The following is a 20,173-nucleotide window of genomic DNA, read 5'->3' as shown; positions in this document are numbered from 1 at the left end:
AAGGTAGAAGAAGTATAGTAAGTAGAAGTTATCTACTTATATACTTCTTCTACCTTCTCCATTAGTCATTTGGCTTAATGATATTGCATGAATATCATTAATTTTAACGGTGATATGATTGATAATTATATTATCTTCATACCAGCCATTAATGAGTCCCTGTATAGGTTCTAAAAGTGTATCATCCAAATTTTTATTAGTGAGATCAACAGTGACAGGGGTGGATTTAATGATTGCCAAATTGATTACTTCTGCAATTTTAGTATCATTCATCTTAATGTCATGTGTTAATTTCTGTTTTCGTGTCTCTTCGTTTAATTTTTTTGTTCGAGCCGATGTATGGTCGCTTAAATAGAATCCTTGCCATTTCATCATACCGCGATCGTGATAATCATATTTTAAAAATTGATTTATCAAATTTGCATCAACATCAGTTGTTTTACTCATAGGTATTACCCCCAGCATGGCCACCGACTAACCCAGCGCGATAAATAGCTGTTGCACCTTCAGACTTACTGGAAAGTTTTACGATCGATTTAAAACCATATTTTTTTCGTATGATGTCAATGGTATTGTCCAAGTTGTGATTCTTTTGTTCCGTATTATTAGTGTCAAACATGTCTAATTGTTGACTATTATCGTCAACTAATTTGCCACACGAAATACTAATATGTCTTAGAGCTTCATGACGCCATTTTTTTCGAAATAGGTCGATGGCATATTTTGTGATTTGGGCATTACTATTTGTTGAATCAATTTTTAATGAACTACCAAAGCCTGAATATCTTTTTCCAGAATCTGTCGTTTCGGCTAAAGAAAATCCAATGCCTAAATTAATGACAGTAGCCACTTTGTGATGAGAACGTAATCGTGCTGCTACTTGTTCTGCAATTTCACGAATAACGACTTCAATTTCAGATTGGATAACATAGTCTTTTGGTAAGACTTGGCTATTACCATAGGATTTTTCCTTGGGGGTATATTTATCATGAATGATTGAACGATCAATTCCCCAAGAAAACGCAAATAATTGGCTACCAATTACGCCAAATTTGTTTTTTAATTCATATGGGTTGAAGTGAGCTAAATCGTTCATTGAATTGATATGATTTTTTTGTAATTTTTCGGCAGTTTTAGATCCAATTGACCAGATATCGTCAAGTTGTGTTATTGGCCATAACTTATCGGGGACGTCTTCATAATGCCATTCAGCAATTAAACTATGGTTATGTTTTGCTTCAATATCCAGAGCTAATTTAGCAAGAAGTGGATTATCACCAATACCAACGGTTGTATAAATTCCTGTTTCCCCTTTGACCGCAAGTTGAATTTTACGAGCAACTTCATAGGGACTATTTCCGAAAAGTTTCCAACTAGTCGTCATATCAATAATTGACTCATCGATAGAGTATGGGTGAATATCGTCATTTGAGGCAAATTGTTGAAATAGCTTATTGATTTTTAAGTTCTCTTCTATGTAAAGATTCATTCTGGGTTGGGCAACAACTAAACGTTTATCATGAATTGGAACATCAGTAGCTCGTGATACGTTTGTGATACCAAATATTTTCTTAGCCATAGGGCTAGCAGCTAGTACTAACCCGCTACCTGTATTCTTTGCTGTAGACATAACAACGAGAATAGAGCGTAATGGATTAAGACCGCGTGCAACTGATTCGACAGAAGCATAGAAAGATTTTGAATCAATCATAAAGATGACTTTTCTAGGTTCGTTACTATAATTGTACATTCGAGGAAACCTCCTTAACATATATCCAATTATACGAACATACGTTTCTTTAGTCAATGATATTTAGTCAAGCGGTGCTATAAATAATAAAAAGAATAACTTATACCTTTATATTTAAGGTATAAGTTATTCTCTTATTAGATAGAAGGATCAATTAAAACGTCAATTAATTTTGCTTGTGTAGGCGTTAAAATATGACTTGTACGATAAACGAGTGACATTAAAAATTTAGGTTGATCTAATTCCGATAAGGGGAGTGAGACTAAATCATCTGCAGCATCCAATGCTAGTTCTGTTAAAAAACCAATACCAACATTTTCGGTAACCATTTTTTTAATAATCTGACTGTCACTTGTTGTATAGATAATCTTTGGTTTGAAATGATTTTTTGTTGTTAACTCTTTAAAAGCGATTGGATGAACAAAACCCTCATTTTGCATAATAAATTTTTCATTTCGAAGTTCAGAAAATTTAACGGATTCTCTTGAAGCAAGTGGATGATGTTTGCTAACGATAATCTTGAAGTGTTTAGATGCAAAATTTCTGGCAATTAAGCGGTCATCTTCTATTGGTTTAACGGAACCTAATAAAGCCATATCTAATGATCCGTTTATTAACTGAAGAAGTAGGGCTTGGGAACCGTTCTCAACTGTATCTAGATGATTAATCAGACCTGAATTAAATAAATTGCTGACAATTTGCGGAAAATAGTACGTTCCTATAATAGGTGGTAATCCAAATCGAACGTGCTCATTTTTAAGTTGGTTAATTTCTTGGTTAGCAATTGTTAATTCTTTGAGAATAATATTAACATGTTCAGCGAATTGTTCACCACTTGGTGTAAAAGAAACTTGATGATGTGATTGATCACGAATAATCAGATTTGTGTCTAATTCAGTTTCTAAGCGTTTCATTGCAGTTGTGATTGTTGGTTGACTAACTGAAAAAAAATGAGCAACTTTTGAAAAATTTCTCAAATTAATTATTTGTTGATAATATTCTAAATCTCGAATGTTCATTATAATCTCCTCTAAATCAACGTTTATAATCCTCATATAAATAATATTTATAGTATAACACATGTTTGACTATAATTTTTAAAGGGGTGTATTCTTGCTCTTGTAAGTTAAAGAGAAAATAAAATATAAAAAAATAATGGAGGAATTAATGATGACAAAAGCACAAGATATGTTAAATAACCCATTTGTAAATAAAGGTACAGCATTTACAATGGAAGAACGTCGTGAATTAGGACTTATTGGTATGTTACCAGCTAAAGTTCAAACAATTGAAGAACAAGCAACACAAAACTACGCACAATATTTAAGTAAAGAAACTGGTCTTGAAAAACGCCATTTCTTAATGGAATTATTCAATGAAAACCGTACACTATTTTTCTACTTAATGGGACAACATGTGGCTGAATTTATGCCAGTTGTTTATGATCCAGTTGTTGCTGATTCAATCGAAGAATACAACGAAATTTATGTAAATCCACAAAACGCTGCATTCTTATCAATTGATCATCCAGAAGATATCGAAGCAACATTAAAAAATGCTGCTGCAGGACGTGACATTCGTTTAGTCGTTGTGACAGATGCTGAAGGTATTTTAGGTATGGGCGATTGGGGTGTCAACGGTGTTGATATCGCAATTGGTAAATTAATGGTTTATACAGCTGCTGCTGGAATTGATCCTTCACAAGTTTTACCAGTTTCTATTGATGCTGGAACAAATAATGAAACATTATTGAATGATCCATTATACCTTGGTAACAAACATGAACGTGTAACTGGTGACAAATACTATGACTTCGTTGATGGCTTTGTCCAAAGTACAAAGAACTTGTTCCCAGAATTGTTATTACATTGGGAAGATTTTGGCCGTTCAAATGCTGCTAATATTCTTGAAAAATATCAAAACGAAATCACAACATTTAATGATGATATCCAAGGTACAGGGATTGTTGTTTTAGCTGGTATCTTAGGTGCTCTAAGTATCACTAAAGGTTCAATTGTTGACCAAACAGTTATTACTTATGGTGCTGGTACTGCTGGTGTCGGAATTGCTAACCAAATTATGGACGAAATGAAACGCGCTGGTGTTTCAGAAGAAGATGCTCGCAAACGTTTCTTCTTAGTTGATAAACAAGGATTGTTATTTGATGATACAGAAGACTTAACACCTGGCCAAAAAGAATTTACGCATAAACGTTCAGAATTTGCTAATGCTGATGAATTAACTTCTTTAGAAGCTGTTGTTAAAGCTGTTCAACCAACTGTTATGATTGGTACATCTACACAACCTGGTACATTTACAAAAGAAATTGTTCAAGACATGGCTTCACATGTTGAACGTCCAATCATCTTCCCATTATCAAACCCTACAAAATTAGCAGAAGCTAAGGCTGAAGATTTGATTGCATGGACTGATGGTAAAGCTTTAGTTGCTACTGGTATTCCAGCTGATAATGTTGATTACAAAGGTGTTACTTACCAAATTGGTCAAGCAAACAACGCACTTATGTACCCAGGTCTTGGATTTGGGATTATCGCTTCAACATCTTCAAGAGTTAATGGCGAAATCTTATCACAAGCTAGTCATGCTTTAGGTGGAATCGTTGATACTACAGCCGTTGGTGCTGCCGTATTACCACCAGTAACACATTTAGCAGAATTCTCACAAACAATTGCTGAAGTAGTTGCCCAAAGTGTTGTTGACCAAAAATTAAACAAAGAAGCAATTACAGATGTTAAAAAGGCTGTCTCAGATATGAAATGGACACCTAAATACTAAAAAAAGCGTAGAGAGAAGGACAATTAATTATGGTATTTTTCCAATCAATTCAAAGTGTTCTAGTTGTTGTTTTGATGATGGTACTTGGATACATTTTACAAGTTAAAGGTTGGTTCGCTGATTCATTTGGTGGCAATATCTCATCATTAATTACAAAAATTGCTTTACCAGCTTCAATTTTCGTTTCTGTTTTAAAATATTTAAAACGTGATCAATTAGCTGCATTGTCAGGTAGTTTACTCTACCCAGCAATTGCTGTTATTATCGGTTACTTAATTGCATGGGCACTTGTTCATATCTTGAACATCAAACCTGGTCGTCGTGGTATCTTCATGAATGCCGTTGTTAATGCAAATACAATTTTCATTGGTTTACCTTTAAATATTGCGTTGTTTGGCGATAAGAGTATCTCATATTTCCTTGTTTACTATATTATTAATACAGTTTCAACATGGGCATTTGGTGTTTTCTTAATTTCAAATGATGATCCAACAAAAGACAAATCAGATAAAACGAAAAAGAAAATTAACTGGGCTAAAGTAATCCCAATGCCACTTGTTGGGTTCATCGTTGCATTAATCTTCTTGGTTCTTGCAATTCCAGTTCCTGATTTTATTAGCCAAACATTAGGTTATGTTGGTGGATTAGTTACACCATTATCATTAATCTATATTGGTATTGTGTTAGCTAAAGCCGGTTTGAAGAGTATCAGATTTGATCGTGATACAGTCGTTGCATTACTTGGACGTTTTATTTTATCACCAATCATTTTAATCGCTGTTATTCTTTTAGGTACACATTTAACTGGTGCAGATTTAGCACCATTATTACAAAAAACTTTGATTGTTCAATCAGCTACACCAATGTTAGCCGTATTACCAATCTTAGCTAATGAAGCACATGGAGACGTTAAATACGCAACAAACATTGTTACAACAAGTACAATCTTGTTCATCATTGTTGTTCCTGTTTTAACGACCCTTATCTCATTCATGTAATATAAAATTTATTTAAAATAGAACGTCACTGATTACCTCTATAATTAGTGACGTTCTATTTTTTTGCATATTAAATGGTAACAATCGTTAAATCGGTTATAATAAGGGAACGGAAGTGAAATGATTAAATTTGTAGGAGTAAGTAGATGAAAACTAATAATAAAACATATCATATGAGTATTTTGGCGTTATTTATTTCAATCATTATTGTTCAAAATTTTGTGCCATTATTTGGTTACATCCCTGTTGGCCCCTTAAGCATCACAACCATTCATATCACGGTGATTGTTGCTGCTTTAGTGTTTGGCTGGAAAGATGGTGCATTTATCGGTGGTGTCTGGGGATTAATCACATTTATCAGGGCGTTTGTGTCGCCAACTAGTCCACTTGCACCCATTGTTTTTACAAATCCACTTATAGCAATTGTGCCAAGAATTTTAATTGGAATTGTGACAGCAGTCATTTTTTACTTTTTATATAAATGGTGGAAAAACAAAACGTTAGCCATGATTATTGCCTCTGTTTTTGGTTCATTGGTTAATACGGTTTTAGTTTTAGGCCTTATCTATCTTTTATATCATGGGCAAGCAGCTAATTTTTATAAAGTTGATATGGCACAATTATTACCATATATTATGGGACTAGTTGTCACAAACGGTATTCCAGAGATGATTTTAGCAGGGATTGTTGCGCCATTGATAGCAAGACCTTTACAAAAAATAGTTCGGAAAAGTTAGAGAACAAAATACACGATGCTAATAGGTAAAAATAAAAAAGTTATTAACAACGAATGATATTTCGCTGTTAATAACTTTTTTTAGTTGAATTTAGAAATAATTTTAGAATCTAATGTTCCATTTTCTAGTGCAATTAATGCGTCGATTATAGGCATATGATGAATTTCAGTATCATCTGCTAGCAGACTACTAGGAATAAAAAAGGTTGTTGAATAGTGATCACCTGCTAGATAATCACCATCAATTGTCTGACCTAAGATACAAACGTCATCCCAGTTCAAAGAGATAGTATCAGGTGTTTTTAAGAAGTTCATTGTTTCTAAAAATTGTGTTTGAAGTGAGCTGCCAGGAAATTGTAAATAGCCATCATTTGTCTGACGGATATTTGAATTAAGTAATAATTGTTGTAGCGTTTGTGGTGCTGAATCTATCAGTTGACTTTTTAATTCTGTGAACATGAATAACACACTCCTTTGAATTAACGTTTATTCAAAATAGTAACATTAAATTTAATATTGCCCCAAGAAGTTGTACTTTTACCTTGCATTTGAATTGCTTTAGGGAAAAGTGACTTACCAGAAAAAATTGGTGTTACCTGATAACGGACATGATCTCCTTTATCAACTGCTGCACGAACTGCGTTTTCATACTTGGTCATGTAGGGTGTGTTAACAGGGTTTTGATATAATGTTGCTAAATTTTCTTTTTTATCACCACTACCACCAAGTTGTCGACCGATTAAATGTCCACGGGAATGAAAATAAGGTGACAGCCCTGACACAAAACCAGTTGGTCGAATTGAAGAATCTGCTGATGACCCTCTAGATTCTAAAGCTTTAACTAAAAGAGCATTGGCCTGAGTAGCACGGCCAAGAGAGTCAAGAGCGCCGTATTTTATCCAACCATTGGCATTATCTGCAAGATCACTTTTTGAAAAGGTTGGCGCACCATTATCCACAATTCCATTAATGGCCTTGCTACTATTAATAGAACTAGTATTTGCTGTTCCTGTCCCATTTTTAACATTGACTGAAGTTGAATTGCCATTTGTTTGTAGCAAATCTTTTACAGTACTAGGTAATTTTCCGCTGAAAAGGGAGACAACTAAAATGACAGCAAGTCCAATTAGATAATTACGTGTTCGATTCTGAATATAACGTTTCTTTCGTTTCATAAAATTAACTCCAACTCTTTTTCTTTTAGTGTAGCATGGAATTAAAAAAAGTTATCAACAATTTCTAGTGATAACTTTTCAGATGAAGCTTATTTTTCAAAAGGATATTTAAAGCCCCATTGTTCACGAGCTTGTGTCATTATTGACATAACATCTGTTGTTTTTTCTAAGAATGGTTTAGGATTTAAATTACCCAAAACCATATCTTGAACATCTTTAATTTCATAATTCATGGCTTGTTTTGTATGGCCGGCAGTGATTTCTGTAGCTGTTCCATCAGATAATACAAGAGCAGCTTTATTAGCTCGAGGATAATCGTAAACAGTAAAGTAACCACCTTCATAAGCAATAATACCCATTTTAGGCATTTTAGCTCTGAATGTTAAGGCAACAGTTGCGAGTTCATTATTGGCATTTTGTAAACTAATCGTTTCAGATTCGTCAACACCTGATTCGAATAAATTCATTGCTGAACCTGTGATTTCTGGTGTGGCTGTCATGAATTGACGGACAAAGGCTAATGCATAAACACCGATATCTAATAATGCGCCACCAGCTAAATCAGGATTGAAGAAACGATTTGTTGGATCAGGATCTTTAAAACTACCAAATGAGGCTTGGACCATTTTTAGTTTGCCTAATTTTTTTTCTTCAGCTACTTCAATAATTTTTTTATAAAGTGGCATATGATAAATAGTCATTGCTTCTTGTAAAATCAAGCCTTTTTCTTCAGCTAAATCAGTTGCTTGTTTAAGTTCATCACTAGTCATGGTGATTGCTTTTTCACTTAAGACGTGCTTGCCAGCTTTAAGTGCAGCCAAGATTGTGTCGATATGGTAGTTGTGAGGTGTCGCAATGTAAACGATGTCAATTTCATCATCAGCTAATAAGTCTTCATAGTTACCATAGGCATGTGGAATATTAAATTCGTTAGCAAAAGTTTGCGCTTTTTCTAAGTTTCTTGAGCCAGCGGCATAGATTTCACCAAATGGTTGATCAAAGTAAGTTGTAAAGCTGTGAGCGATGTTACCAAGTCCAATAATTCCCCAATTTAAATTTTTTGTCATTATGTTCTCCTGTCTCATTTAAGATAGCTCAAGCTTAACAGAAATTTAATAAAAAGAGAAAAAATACGATGGTAATAGATATAGAATTAGGGTAAAATAAGTGAAACAATTAAATGTATAGGGACGGGTGTACTAATGAAAAAGAAAAATGGTCGGGGGATTTTTGTAAAGAACGGTAAAATTCAAGTTGCGAATATTGTTGTTTTAATTTTAATTCTTGGTATTATTACAGTCGTTGTTTCAATGAACGTTCATAAAAAGAATGTTGCTCGAGATGAATCTATTGCGACGTCATTATCAACCTCAAAAATTGAAGCAAGTGAATCAGCAAAAAAAGCAGCAGCAGAAGCTAAAAAACAAGCATTTATTAAGAAAGTAGCACCTGAAGCACAAAAAATGCAAAAAAAATATAAAGTCTTTTCTAGTATTACAATTGCACAAGCTATCTTAGAATCTGATTGGGGAACGAGTTCTTTAGCTAAAGACTACAATAACCTATTTGGAATTAAAGGAACGGGCGCACGTGCAAAAGATTTCAAAACTAAAGAACAAGAAAAAGATGGCACATGGAAGACGGTTACGGCTAAATTTATCGTCTTCAAAGATTGGGACGAAGCAATTATGTCTCATTCGAAATTATTAGCTAATGGAAATACATGGAATAAAACACAATTTGCTGACGTTCTTTCTGCAGCAACTTACGAAGATGCAGCAGCAGCTTTAGTAGTTGATGGGTACGCAACAGATAATGATTATAGTACAAAATTAACAGATATCATTAAACAATATCATTTAGATAAATATGATAAATAAACGGGATTAATGTCAAGTATAATAACGATAAATGAGTAGATTCAAATTGAAATTACCCTTATATTATGTTATTCTTAAGTCATTCAAAACCGGAATGTAGCTTTTTTACTTATACCGAAGTGAAAAAGCTATTTTTATACCCAAAAAAATATAAATAGCAAGAGGAGCGTACCCCACGTGAAACTTTTAGAAGACAGAATTATGCAAGATGGTATTGTATTACCAGGAGATGTATTGAAGGTCGATCAATTTTTAAATCACCAAGTTGATCCTGATTTAATGTTAGCAATGGGTGTGGAATTTGCTGAATTATTCAAAAATGAAAAAATTACTAAAATTTTAACAGTTGAATCATCAGGTATTGCCCCAGCAGTATTCGTTGGGTTACAATTTCATGTTCCTGTTGTCTTCGCACGTAAAAATAAGAGCGTTACGATGCAAAATGATTTATATTCTGCTTCTGTTTACTCGTACACAAAGAAAGTTGAAAATACAATTGCCGTTGCCAACAAGTTTTTAGGTGAAAACGATCGTGTTTTAATCATTGATGACTTCTTGGCAAATGGCCAAGCAGCTGAAGGACTCTTCCAAATTTGTGACGAAGCTAAGGCAGAAATTGCTGGAATTGGAATTGTAATTGAAAAATCATTCCAAAAAGGTGCCGAATTAATTCATGAACGTGGCGTACGTTTAGAATCACTTGCTAAAATTTCATCATTTGATGGTGATCAAGTTCATTTTGAAGATTAAATTAACGAAAAGAGCGCAAAATGTGCTCTTTTTTATTTTCTTATAAAATTGTTAAATTATGGTTGTTAAAACTTGATTGCCCCGCGGGATAACAGTATGATTAAGGGTATAAAGCAAAAGTAGAAAGTAGTGAATATATAGTGGAAAAAAAAGTTATCTTTCCTGGAAGTACATTGGGAATAATCGGAGATAGTCCAACGGGTGCAATGTTGGCTATGGCTGCAAGAAATTTAGGGTTTAAAATCGCAGCATACAGTCAAAATGAAGTTAGTGAGACACTTCAATTAGCAGATTATTCTGTTGTAGGTAAGATGAATGATAAGGATAAATTGAAAGAATTCGCTGAACGAACAGATATTGTGACGTATGAATCTGAACACGTTAATTCAGAAGTGATTGAATATATTTCAAAATATACTTATGTGCCACAAAAGTATAATGCATTAGAAATTATGCAAGACCGCTTGTTGGAAAGAGCTTTTTTTGAACAATTAAATATTAATATTCCACCTTTTGAAACAATTGTATCATTAGAAGATGTGTATAATTCTGTACTTTCAATTGGGTATCCCAGCGTTTTAAAACCAATCCAAAAAGGGTTTGGTAAAAGTTACCAGAGTGTTCTCAATACGCAAACTGATATTTCAGATGCGGCGTACTTGGTTGAACGTGGCACCTATATTTTAGAATCATGGATTCCTTATGAACAAGAAATCTCAATGGTTCTTATCAAAAATGGTAAGGAAATTAATTTTTTCCCAGCTGTTGAAAATAAATATCGTGATCATCGATTACACGAATCAATCGTACCAGCTAACTTAGATACAGAAATTTCTGCTGAAATGCATAAAATTGCCATTAAAGTTGCGGAAAATCTAGACTACACTGGCGCATTAGAAATTGGCTACTTTGTAACTAAATCAGGTGCAATTTATGTTAAACGTGTCGTGCCCGCTATGCATCAATCAGGGTATGTTTTTGATAAAGCAACAAACGTTAGCATGTATGAACAGCATTTACGTGCCATTTGTGGATTGCCACTATCAAAAGTGAAATTCCTTGCACCAACTGTTATGGTGTCATTAAAAGAAGAAGAACGTGCCGATTTAAAGACACAGTGGGTTCTTAAAAATAATTGGTATTACCATTTTTATCGTTACCCTGAAAATCATAAATTAGATCGTGCTGGGCATATTTTGGTTCAGTCAGATTCAGTTCGTGAAGCATTGAATCAAATTGAAGATACAGGCATTTGGGATAAAAAAGAAACAACAAATTAAATGAAATTAGAAGGATGAATCGTTTTGAATCGGTTCGTCTTTTTTTATGAACAAGTTGAGACATATATTCATAAAAATTAAAGAAGTTAAGGCGTTTTTTTGCTATAATAAATAATGACTGATTTATAGAGAGGATTGATTAATTTGACTACTGAAAGCTTATTGAACGGAATGAATAACAAACAAAAAGAAGCTGTCCTAAAAACAGAGGGACCACTCTTAATTATGGCTGGAGCTGGAAGTGGTAAAACGCGAGTATTAACGCATCGCGTTGCTTACTTAATTGAAGAAAAAGGTATCAATCCATGGAACGTATTAGCAATCACATTTACAAATAAAGCATCAAAAGAGATGCGCGAACGTGTTAATAAATTACTTAACAAAGGGGCAGAAGATGTTTGGGTTTCAACATTCCATGCACTTTGTGTTCGTATTTTGCGACGTGATATTGACCAAATTGGTTATAATCGTGCATTTACAATTGCCGACCCAGGTGAACAAAAGACTTTAGTAAAACGTATTTTAAAAGAACAAAATATTGATCCACAAAAATTTGACCCAAGAACCGTTTTAGGAGCAATTTCAAATGCAAAAAATGATTTATTAACAGAAAAAGAATACGCAGAACGTGCTGCAAGTATGTTCGAACAAATGGTAGCTAAAGTTTATACGGCATATCAAAAAGAGTTACGCTCAAATCAAGCAGTTGATTTCGATGATTTAATTATGTTAACTATCCGTTTATTTAAAGAAAAGCCTGAAACATTGGCTTTTTATCAAAATAAATTTCAATATATCCATGTGGATGAATATCAGGATACTAATGAAGCACAATATACCTTAGTAAACATGTTAGCTGAACGTTTCAAAAATCTCTGCGTCGTCGGGGATGCTGACCAAAGTATTTACGGTTGGCGTGGGGCAAACATGGATAACATTATGAATTTTGAAAAAGATTATCCTGATGCTGATGTTGTTAAGTTGGAACAAAACTATCGTTCAACGAAAACAATTCTGAATGCTGCCAATGCAGTTATTGATAATAATACGAACCGCAGTGATAAGAGTCTTTGGACTGATAATAAAGATGGTGAGAAAATTTCTTACTACCGTGGCCAAAGTGAAAATGATGAATCACATTATGTGGTTGAAAAAATTCAAGAACAAATTAAAGATAATCACTTAAATTACGGTGATTTCGCCATTTTATATCGAACGAATGCACAGTCTCGTGTGATTGAAGAGACATTCTTAAAATCAAGCGTTCCTTACAAAATGGTTGGTGGACACAAATTCTACGAGCGATTGGAAATTCGAGATATCTTAGGCTACATTCGTTTAATTGCTAATGATCAAGATTCAATGAGTTTTGATCGTATTGTAAATGTCCCAAAACGCGGTATCGGTGCAAGTAGTGTGGACAAATTACGTGAATTTTCAGATATGAATAATTGGACAATGCTTGAAGGTGCTGAAAACTCAGCGCTTGCTAATATTTCTGGTAAAGCTGAAAAATCATTACAAGAATTTGCCACAATGATTCGTGGATTACAAAAAATGCGTGAGTTCTTGAATGTGACCGAGTTAACAAAAGAAATTTTAAAACAATCAGGTTATGAAGCTAATTTGAAAAAGACGAAAACGATTGAAAATGAAACGCGACTTGAAAACGTTGAAGAATTCTTGTCTGTAACTCAGCAATTTGATGATCGTTGGGAAGCTGAAGAAGATGATAGTGACCGTTATGTTGATTTCTTAGCTGATTTAGCACTAGTTTCTGCACAAGATGATATTGAAGAAGAACCTGAAGAAGTCACATTGATGACATTACATGCCGCTAAAGGACTTGAATTTCCAGTTATCTTTTTAATGGGATTGGAAGAAGGCATATTCCCTCTTTCTCGTGCCATGTTAGAAGATGATCAACTTGAGGAAGAACGTCGTTTAGCATATGTCGGAATTACTCGTGCTGAACGCAAATTATATTTAACAAATGCTTTTTCAAGAATGTTGTATGGTCGTCGTCAAAGTAATCAAGCTTCACGTTTCATTGGTGAAATAGATGAGTCATTACTTGAATTAGATAATCAAACGGCAGCACCATCTCGTAATTCATCGTATTCCAATCAACGTGCGACGGCGACAACATACCGTCGACCTGCTAAAACCGTTGAACGTGATAATGGTACAGGTGCTGATGCAGTTGTTTGGCGTATTGGTGAAAAAGTGGAACATAAAGCTTGGGGTACTGGGACAATCGTTAAAGTTTCAGGATCAGGTTCGGATGCTGAACTTGATATTGCTTTCAAAGAACAAGGGATTAAGCGTCTGTTGACAGCTTTTGCACCAATTACAAAAAAAGTGGACTAAATAAAAGGAGGGTTCAAGTTTGTCAAATCAAGCCATAACATTGGAAGAAGCAACTAATAGAGTGAATCAATTAAAAACTGACTTAATCAAATGGACGCGTCAATATTATGTCCTTGATCAGCCAACAGTTGAAGATCATGTTTATGATGAACACTACCTACAACTAGTAGAACTTGAAAAAGCCTTTCCTAATTTAGTGACACCTAATTCACCAACGCAACGTGTTGGTGGCCAGGTACTGCCTGGTTTTGAAAAAGTTTCGCATGAAGTACCAATGCTTTCATTGGGGGATGTCTTTTCCATTGAAGAACTATCGGAATTTGATCAACGATTACAAAAATCAGTTGATGCTGAGGTAAGTTACAATACTGAACTCAAAATTGATGGATTGGCCATTTCGTTAACATATGAAAATGGTGTATTCGTTAAAGGATCAACTCGTGGAGATGGCACAATTGGTGAAAATATTACTGAAAATCTTAAAACAGTCAAATCAATTCCACTAACATTGACGGAACCCATTTCAATTGAAGTTCGTGGAGAATGTTACATGCCAACAAAGGCGTTTGTTGCGTTGAATAAACGTCGCGAGGAAGCTGGAGAAACGGTATTTGCTAATCCTAGGAATGCAGCAGCAGGTAGTTTACGACAATTAAATACAGCTGAAACGGCTCAACGACAATTGAGTACATTTATCTATTATATAGTTGATCCGGATGTCAAAACTCAAAGTGATGCGTTAAAACGCTTGTCTAAACTTGGATTTAGAACAAATACTGAATCACGTGTTACGAGTGATATGACAGAAATTTCGGCATACATTAATGAATATCAAGCAAAACGTCATGATTTATCTTACGATATCGATGGTATTGTTATTAAAGCAAATTTATTCACGATTCATGATGAAGTTGGTAATACGGTTAAAGTTCCAAAATGGGCAATTGCCTATAAATTCCCGCCAGACGAGCAAGAAACTAAAGTTCTAGATATTGAATGGACGATTGGTCGAACAGGTGTCGTAACACCAACTGCAATCATGAATCCTGTGCAGTTAGCGGGAACAACAGTTTCTCGGGCATCATTGCATAATGGGGATTTACTGAAACAAAAAGATATTAGAATTAACGATACGGTTAAGTTGCATAAGGCTGGGGATATTATTCCAGAAATTTCTGAAGTTGTCTTAGATAAACGACCAGAAGACAGTGTTGTGTATAGTTTGCCAACGAACTGCCCAGTTTGTGGAGCAATATTAGTTCATCTGGATGAAGAAGTTGCATTACGTTGTATCAATCCAAAATGTCCCGCACTCATTAAAGAGAGTCTGGCACATTTTGCTTCTAGAAATGCGATGAATATTGATGGACTAGGGCCTAAAATTGTTGAACAATTATTTGAAAATAAGTTAATTAGTGATGTTGCAGGATTGTATCAGTTAACTGCCGATCAACTGTTAACGCTAGATAATTTCAAAGAAAAATCGGTTAATAAATTATTAAATGCAATTGATATTAGCCGACAAAATTCAGTGGAACGCTTATTATTTGGACTAGGAATTCGGCATGTTGGAGCTAAGGCTGCTCGATTGGTTTCAGCCGAATTTAAAGATATTCATCAATTAATGACAGCAATTTCCGAAGATATTCTCGTCATTGATTCAATCGGACAGGTGATTGCGGATAGTCTTGTGACTTATTTTGCCAATGACCAAGTTCGTGAATTGATTGATGAACTGGATAATGCGCAAGTTAACTTAACCTTTTTAGGCAAAACAACTGCTGAAATTGCAGAATTAGCTGAAGGTAGTCCCGTGATGGATAAGAAAGTTGTCCTAACGGGAACACTTGATCAGTTGAAACGAAGCGATGCTAAAAAATGGCTTGAAGCAAATGGTGCTTCTGTTGTTGGTAGTGTTTCGAAAAAAACAGACCTATTAATTGCCGGGCATGATGCTGGAAGTAAGTTAACAAAAGCGAAGCAACTAGAAATTGAAATTTGGGATGAACAACAATTTATCTCAGTTATGGAAGGAGTGTCATATGAAAAAAATTAAGATTGGACTTATGTTAAGTTTCTCGTTAATTTTCTTAGCAGCCTGTGGCAATGTTGCCTCATCAGGCTCGTCGGGAACCTCTAAAAATACATCAAGTTCTGGTTACCAGACAACTGGCCAAACAAGTGATAGTAACTATGAAGGTGTCATTAAAGATGGTAAATATTTAACAAGTAAATCAAGAGGTGTGGCACTCACACAAAATGACAATGTCTTGAATTTAAAAAGTTTTGAATCTGGTCTGTTAGATTTATCTAAAGATCAATTTGCTACTGACAGTTATATTTTCCAAGAAGGACAATATTTAACAAAAACGACTGTTCAAAGCTGGTTAGGACGTGAATCAAGTGCTAATAAAGACGGATTAAACCCTAAGAGTAATGGTAAAACGGGTGAAACAGACCGTAATCCCATGTATGTACAGCAAGTTGAAGAACAAGATTTTATGACAAAAAAAGGCAGCAAATTATCACTCTCGGGTATCTCGGTAGGTATCGGAATGAACTCAGTTGATTATTATCAAAAAGAAGAATATGGGGCTGAATATAAAACCGTTATTTCTGATGCAACAATGAGAGAAAAGGGTAAAGAAGCTGCTAACAAAGTGGTTGCTCGTCTTCGTAAAACCAAAGGAATTAGTGATAGCGTTCCAATCATGGTGGCAATGTACAAGCAAGCACCAAACGATAGTTTAGTTGGCGGTAGTTTCTACGCCTACGCTGTGAATAAGAATGGTAAAACGACGATTGATAATTGGGATGATGTTTCAATTAAGAGTTATACGTTCCCAACGACATCGACGGCCACATCACCTAATACAAATGATGAAACGACATTTACGAATTTTAAAACTGAAGTTCAAAGTTTCTTTCCTAATTTAGCAGGTGTAACAGCACAGGTACAATATAAAAACAAAGCAATTACAGGGATGCACATCAATATTACAACTCAATTTTATAGTGAAACAGAGATTATTAGTTTCACTCAATATTTATCAACAACGGCCGTGAAATATTTAGCATCAGGGATTCCAATTGACATTACTATCAAAGGTAGTGATGGGACAATGCAAAGTTTCCTTGCCAAAACAGCTAAAGAAAGCACATACTATACGCATGTATTTACCAGTTATTAAAAAGAAATTAATTTGAATTTTGAAGGGATGGTTTTGAATGTCAATTAGTAAAGAAGAAGTCAAACATGTCTCAGAGTTAGCTAAACTAGAACTCAGTGATACAGATTTAGAACTATTTACCAGTCAATTAGATGATATTATCGGAATGGCTGAACAATTATCAGAAGTAGATACAACAGGCGTTCCAGTAACGACACATATTACAGATGTTCTCAATGTGATGCGTGAAGATGTCGCAGAAGAAGGAACAGATCGAGACTTACTCTTTAAAAATGCACCGGATAGTGAAAATGGCCTTATTAAAGTGCCAGCAATTATTGATGAAAGTGAGGAAGCTTAAGCATGGATTATTTCAAACAAGATTTATCAAGTTTACATGACGCATTAGTTAATAAAGAAATGAGTTCTGAAGAATTAACGAAGGCAACCTTTGCTGAAATTAAAGCACGTGATTCAAAGATTTCTGCTTTCCTCGCAATGAACGAAGAAATGGCACTTAGCCAAGCTAAGGCTGTTGATGCTGCTGGTATCGATGCAAATAATGTCTTAGCCGGGATACCAATGGCTGTTAAAGATAATATTGTGACAAAGGATTTAACAACAACTGCTGCAAGCAAAATGTTAGAAAATTTCAATCCAATATATGATGCAACAGTGATTGAAAAAATGCGCCAAGCACAAATGGTGACAATTGGTAAAACAAACATGGATGAATTTGCTATGGGTGGTTCTACTGAAACGTCAGCTTTTAAAACAACAAAAAACCCTTGGAATACAACGAAGGTTCCCGGTGGCTCATCAGGTGGTTCAGCTGCTGCAGTTGCTTCAGGTGAAGTTATTGCTGCTTTAGGCTCAGATACTGGTGGTTCTATCCGTCAACCTGCTTCATTTAATGGTGTCGTAGGAACAAAACCAACTTATGGTCGTGTATCACGTTATGGTTTAATTGCATTTGCATCAAGTTTGGACCAAATTGGACCATTCACACGTGGCGTTAAAGATAACGCTGCTGTTTTAAATGCAATCAGTGGTAACGATGTTCATGATTCAACGAGTTCAGCGCAAGCTGTTCCTGATTTTACTGCTGGATTAACTGGCGATATTAAAGGAATGAAGATTGCTTTACCTAAAGAGTATTTAGGTGAGGGTGTTGATGCTGGTGTTAAAGAAGCCATTCAAAAAGCAGTTAAGACGTTTGAAGAACTTGGCGCAACAGTTGACGAAGTTAGTTTACCAAACAGTAAATATGGTGTGCCCGTTTACTATATTCTAGCTTCTTCTGAGGCATCATCTAATTTACAACGTTTTGATGGTATTCGTTATGGATTCCGTGCACAAGACGTTAAGAGTTTGGAAGATGTTTATGTACGTTCTCGTTCAGAAGGTTTTGGGGATGAAGTTAAACGTCGGATTATGTTAGGAACATTCTCATTATCTGCTGGAACTTATGACGCTTTCTTCAAGAAAGCAGCTCAAGTTCGGACTTTAATCTGCAATGATTTCCGTAATGTATTCAATGATTATGATTTGATTATTGGGCCTACTGCACCTAATACAGCATTTAATATTGGTGATAAAATTGAAGACCCAATTACAATGTATATGAATGATATTTTAACGATTCCAGTTAACTTGGCTGGACTACCCGGCATGTCAGTTCCTGCTGGATTCTCAAATGGCTTACCAGTTGGATTACAATTAATTGCGAAATCATTCGATGAAGCAACAATGTATCGTGCTGGTTACGCATTTGAACAAGCAACTGATTTCCATAAAGAAGTCCCTACGTTAGGAGGCCAAAACTAATGAATTTTGAAACAACAATTGGACTTGAAGTTCATATTGAAATGAAAACTAACTCTAAGGCATTCTCACCTTCAAAAGTTGATTTTGGGGCAGAACCTAATACGAATACCAACGTTATTGACTGGGGTTATCCAGGTGTTTTACCAACTGCCAATAAAGGGGCAATTGAATACGGAATGCGTGCTGCCTTAGCTTTAAATTGTGAAATCACAAAGGATAACCATTTTGACCGAAAAAATTACTTTTATCCTGATAATCCAAAAGCTTACCAGATCACACAATCAGAAGAACCTATTGGTCGTAACGGCTTCTTAGAAATTGAAGTTAATGGCGAAACGAAAAAAATCGGAATTGAAGAAATGCACGTTGAAGAAGATGCGGGTAAAAATACGCATAATCCTAACGGCTATTCTTATGTCGATTTAAACCGTCAAGGAACACCTTTGATTGAAATTGTTTCACGTCCTGATATCAAAACACCTGAAGAAGCTTACACATATCTTGAAAAATTACGTCAAGTTATTCAATTTACCGGTGTTTCTGATGTGAAGATGGAAGAAGGATCAATGCGAATTGATGTTAATATTTCAATTAACCCAATTGGCCAACCCGGTTATGGGACAAAAACTGAAATGAAAAATTTAAATTCATTTGAAAATGTGCGTAAAGGACTTGAATTTGAAGAAAAACGTCAAATAAATGTCTTGATGTCTGGTGGTATTGTTCAACAAGAAACACGCCGTTTTGATGCACCAACTGGTACAACTATTTTGATGCGTGTCAAAGAAGGGGCTAGCGATTATCGTTATTTCCCAGAACCAGATATTCCACCAATTCATATTAGTGATGACTGGATTCAAGAAGTTAGAGAATCAATTCCCGAAATGCCTGACAAACGACGGACACGCTATGCAAGTGAATTAGGCTTGCCTGAATATGATGCTGAAGTCTTAACACAAACAAAAGAAATGTCAGATTTCTTTGAAGACACAATTAAGTTAGATGCAGATCCTAAGTTAGCTGCTAACTGGTTAATGGGTGAAGTTAATGCGTTCATGAATACAAATAAATTAAACTTACAAGATACTAAATTAACACCAGCAAATCTTGCTGGAATGATTAATTTAATTACTGATGAAACAATTTCAAGTAAGATTGCTAAAAAAGTTTTCCAAGAAATTATTAAAAATGGTAGCGAACCTAAAGCTTGGGTTGAGTCTAAGGGACTTGTTCAATTATCTGACCCAGCTAAGTTACAACCCATTATTGATGGTATTTTAGATAACAATGAACAATCAATTGAAGATTTCAAAAATGGTAAAGATCGTGCTGTTGGATTCTTAATCGGACAAATCATGAAACAAACACAGGGACAAGCAAATCCTAATGTGGTCAATCAATTATTGATGGCCTCATTGAAGCAAAGATAATCTTATTAAAA

18 protein-coding genes are annotated in these 20,173 nt (G+C 34.9%); 12 read left to right on the top strand and 6 right to left on the bottom strand.

Going from position 1 to position 20,173, the window contains the following annotated elements:
* Positions 1-36 precede the first annotated feature (36 nt).
* The 3 genes from AC1RPN_RS04745 to AC1RPN_RS04735 form a co-directional block, all read right to left on the bottom strand.
* Positions 37-447 carry a hypothetical protein gene (locus tag AC1RPN_RS04745; protein WP_481761583.1) on the bottom strand — a complete coding sequence of 137 codons (411 nt, stop codon included), beginning with the start codon at positions 445-447 and terminating at the stop codon, positions 37-39.
* Positions 440-1,750 (bottom strand): Y-family DNA polymerase, encoded by a 1,311-nt coding sequence (locus AC1RPN_RS04740; protein WP_481761582.1) that lies wholly within the window; start codon positions 1,748-1,750, stop codon positions 440-442. The genes AC1RPN_RS04745 and AC1RPN_RS04740 overlap by 8 nt, the downstream gene beginning before the upstream one ends.
* A 137-nt stretch (positions 1,751-1,887) precedes the next feature.
* Entirely contained in the window at positions 1,888-2,769 is an 882-nt protein-coding gene (locus AC1RPN_RS04735; protein WP_481761581.1) for a LysR family transcriptional regulator, read from the bottom strand.
* Between the two features lie 136 nt (positions 2,770-2,905).
* Here AC1RPN_RS04735 and AC1RPN_RS04730 point away from each other — a divergent pair, with 136 nt between their 5' ends.
* The 3 genes from AC1RPN_RS04730 to AC1RPN_RS04720 all read left to right on the top strand — a co-directional run bounded on the left by AC1RPN_RS04730 (position 2,906) and on the right by AC1RPN_RS04720 (position 6,281).
* Positions 2,906-4,546, top strand: coding sequence for a malolactic enzyme (locus AC1RPN_RS04730; protein WP_481761580.1), 1,641 nt, complete (start codon positions 2,906-2,908; stop codon positions 4,544-4,546).
* 29 nt (positions 4,547-4,575) lie between these two features.
* Positions 4,576-5,544: an AEC family transporter gene (locus tag AC1RPN_RS04725; RefSeq protein WP_409022066.1), complete on the top strand. Its 969-nt coding sequence runs from the start codon at positions 4,576-4,578 to the stop codon at positions 5,542-5,544.
* Between the two features lie 146 nt (positions 5,545-5,690).
* Positions 5,691-6,281: an ECF transporter S component gene (locus tag AC1RPN_RS04720; protein ID WP_409022067.1), complete on the top strand. Its 591-nt coding sequence runs from the start codon at positions 5,691-5,693 to the stop codon at positions 6,279-6,281.
* A gap of 80 nt (positions 6,282-6,361) precedes the next feature.
* Here the strand turns inward: AC1RPN_RS04720 and AC1RPN_RS04715 are convergent, their stop codons facing one another.
* The 3 genes from AC1RPN_RS04715 to AC1RPN_RS04705 form a co-directional block, all read right to left on the bottom strand.
* Positions 6,362-6,739: a hypothetical protein gene (locus AC1RPN_RS04715; protein WP_481761579.1), complete on the bottom strand. Its 378-nt coding sequence runs from the start codon at positions 6,737-6,739 to the stop codon at positions 6,362-6,364.
* A 20-nt stretch (positions 6,740-6,759) separates the two neighbouring features.
* The gene (locus AC1RPN_RS04710) at positions 6,760-7,455 is read right to left on the bottom strand and encodes a DNA/RNA non-specific endonuclease (RefSeq protein ID WP_481761578.1); all 696 of its coding nucleotides are present in this window, start codon (positions 7,453-7,455) and stop codon (positions 6,760-6,762) included.
* 89 nt (positions 7,456-7,544) lie between these two features.
* On the bottom strand, positions 7,545-8,522 hold the full coding sequence (locus AC1RPN_RS04705; RefSeq protein WP_481761577.1) for a Gfo/Idh/MocA family protein: 978 nt from the start codon (positions 8,520-8,522) through the stop codon (positions 7,545-7,547).
* 135 nt (positions 8,523-8,657) lie between these two features.
* Here AC1RPN_RS04705 and AC1RPN_RS04700 point away from each other — a divergent pair, with 135 nt between their 5' ends.
* The 9 genes from AC1RPN_RS04700 (at position 8,658) to gatB (ending at position 20,162) form a co-directional block, all read left to right on the top strand.
* A complete protein-coding gene (locus AC1RPN_RS04700) occupies positions 8,658-9,335 on the top strand; it encodes a glycoside hydrolase family 73 protein (RefSeq protein WP_481761576.1) in 678 nt (225 codons plus the stop codon).
* Between the two features lie 177 nt (positions 9,336-9,512).
* The gene (locus AC1RPN_RS04695; RefSeq protein WP_409022073.1) at positions 9,513-10,085 is read left to right on the top strand and encodes a xanthine phosphoribosyltransferase; all 573 of its coding nucleotides are present in this window, start codon (positions 9,513-9,515) and stop codon (positions 10,083-10,085) included.
* A 140-nt stretch (positions 10,086-10,225) separates the two neighbouring features.
* The gene (locus AC1RPN_RS04690; protein ID WP_481761575.1) at positions 10,226-11,365 is read left to right on the top strand and encodes a 5-(carboxyamino)imidazole ribonucleotide synthase; all 1,140 of its coding nucleotides are present in this window, start codon (positions 10,226-10,228) and stop codon (positions 11,363-11,365) included.
* Positions 11,366-11,509: 144 nt separating this feature from the next.
* Entirely contained in the window at positions 11,510-13,735 is a 2,226-nt protein-coding gene (gene pcrA, locus AC1RPN_RS04685; protein ID WP_481761574.1) for a DNA helicase PcrA, read from the top strand.
* 34 nt (positions 13,736-13,769) lie between these two features.
* Positions 13,770-15,791 (top strand): NAD-dependent DNA ligase LigA, encoded by a 2,022-nt coding sequence (gene ligA, locus AC1RPN_RS04680; RefSeq protein WP_481761630.1) that lies wholly within the window; start codon positions 13,770-13,772, stop codon positions 15,789-15,791.
* A complete protein-coding gene (locus AC1RPN_RS04675; protein WP_481761573.1) occupies positions 15,778-16,926 on the top strand; it encodes a CamS family sex pheromone protein in 1,149 nt (382 codons plus the stop codon). Before ligA ends, AC1RPN_RS04675 begins: the two co-directional genes overlap by 14 nt.
* A gap of 37 nt (positions 16,927-16,963) precedes the next feature.
* A complete protein-coding gene (gene gatC, locus AC1RPN_RS04670; RefSeq protein ID WP_409022077.1) occupies positions 16,964-17,266 on the top strand; it encodes an Asp-tRNA(Asn)/Glu-tRNA(Gln) amidotransferase subunit GatC in 303 nt (100 codons plus the stop codon).
* A gap of 2 nt (positions 17,267-17,268) precedes the next feature.
* Complete coding sequence (gatA, locus tag AC1RPN_RS04665; RefSeq protein WP_481761572.1) at positions 17,269-18,732, top strand: Asp-tRNA(Asn)/Glu-tRNA(Gln) amidotransferase subunit GatA; 1,464 nt, start codon at positions 17,269-17,271, stop codon at positions 18,730-18,732.
* Positions 18,732-20,162 carry an Asp-tRNA(Asn)/Glu-tRNA(Gln) amidotransferase subunit GatB gene (gene gatB, locus AC1RPN_RS04660; RefSeq protein ID WP_481761571.1) on the top strand — a complete coding sequence of 477 codons (1,431 nt, stop codon included), beginning with the start codon at positions 18,732-18,734 and terminating at the stop codon, positions 20,160-20,162. Before gatA ends, gatB begins: the two co-directional genes overlap by 1 nt.
* Positions 20,163-20,173 lie beyond the last annotated feature (11 nt).

Source organism: Dellaglioa sp. CoH-57-MRSF-20 (assembly GCF_056781955.1).
The sequence above is the reverse complement of the archived record's forward strand: the minus strand, read 5'-3'. Positions and strand labels throughout refer to the sequence as shown.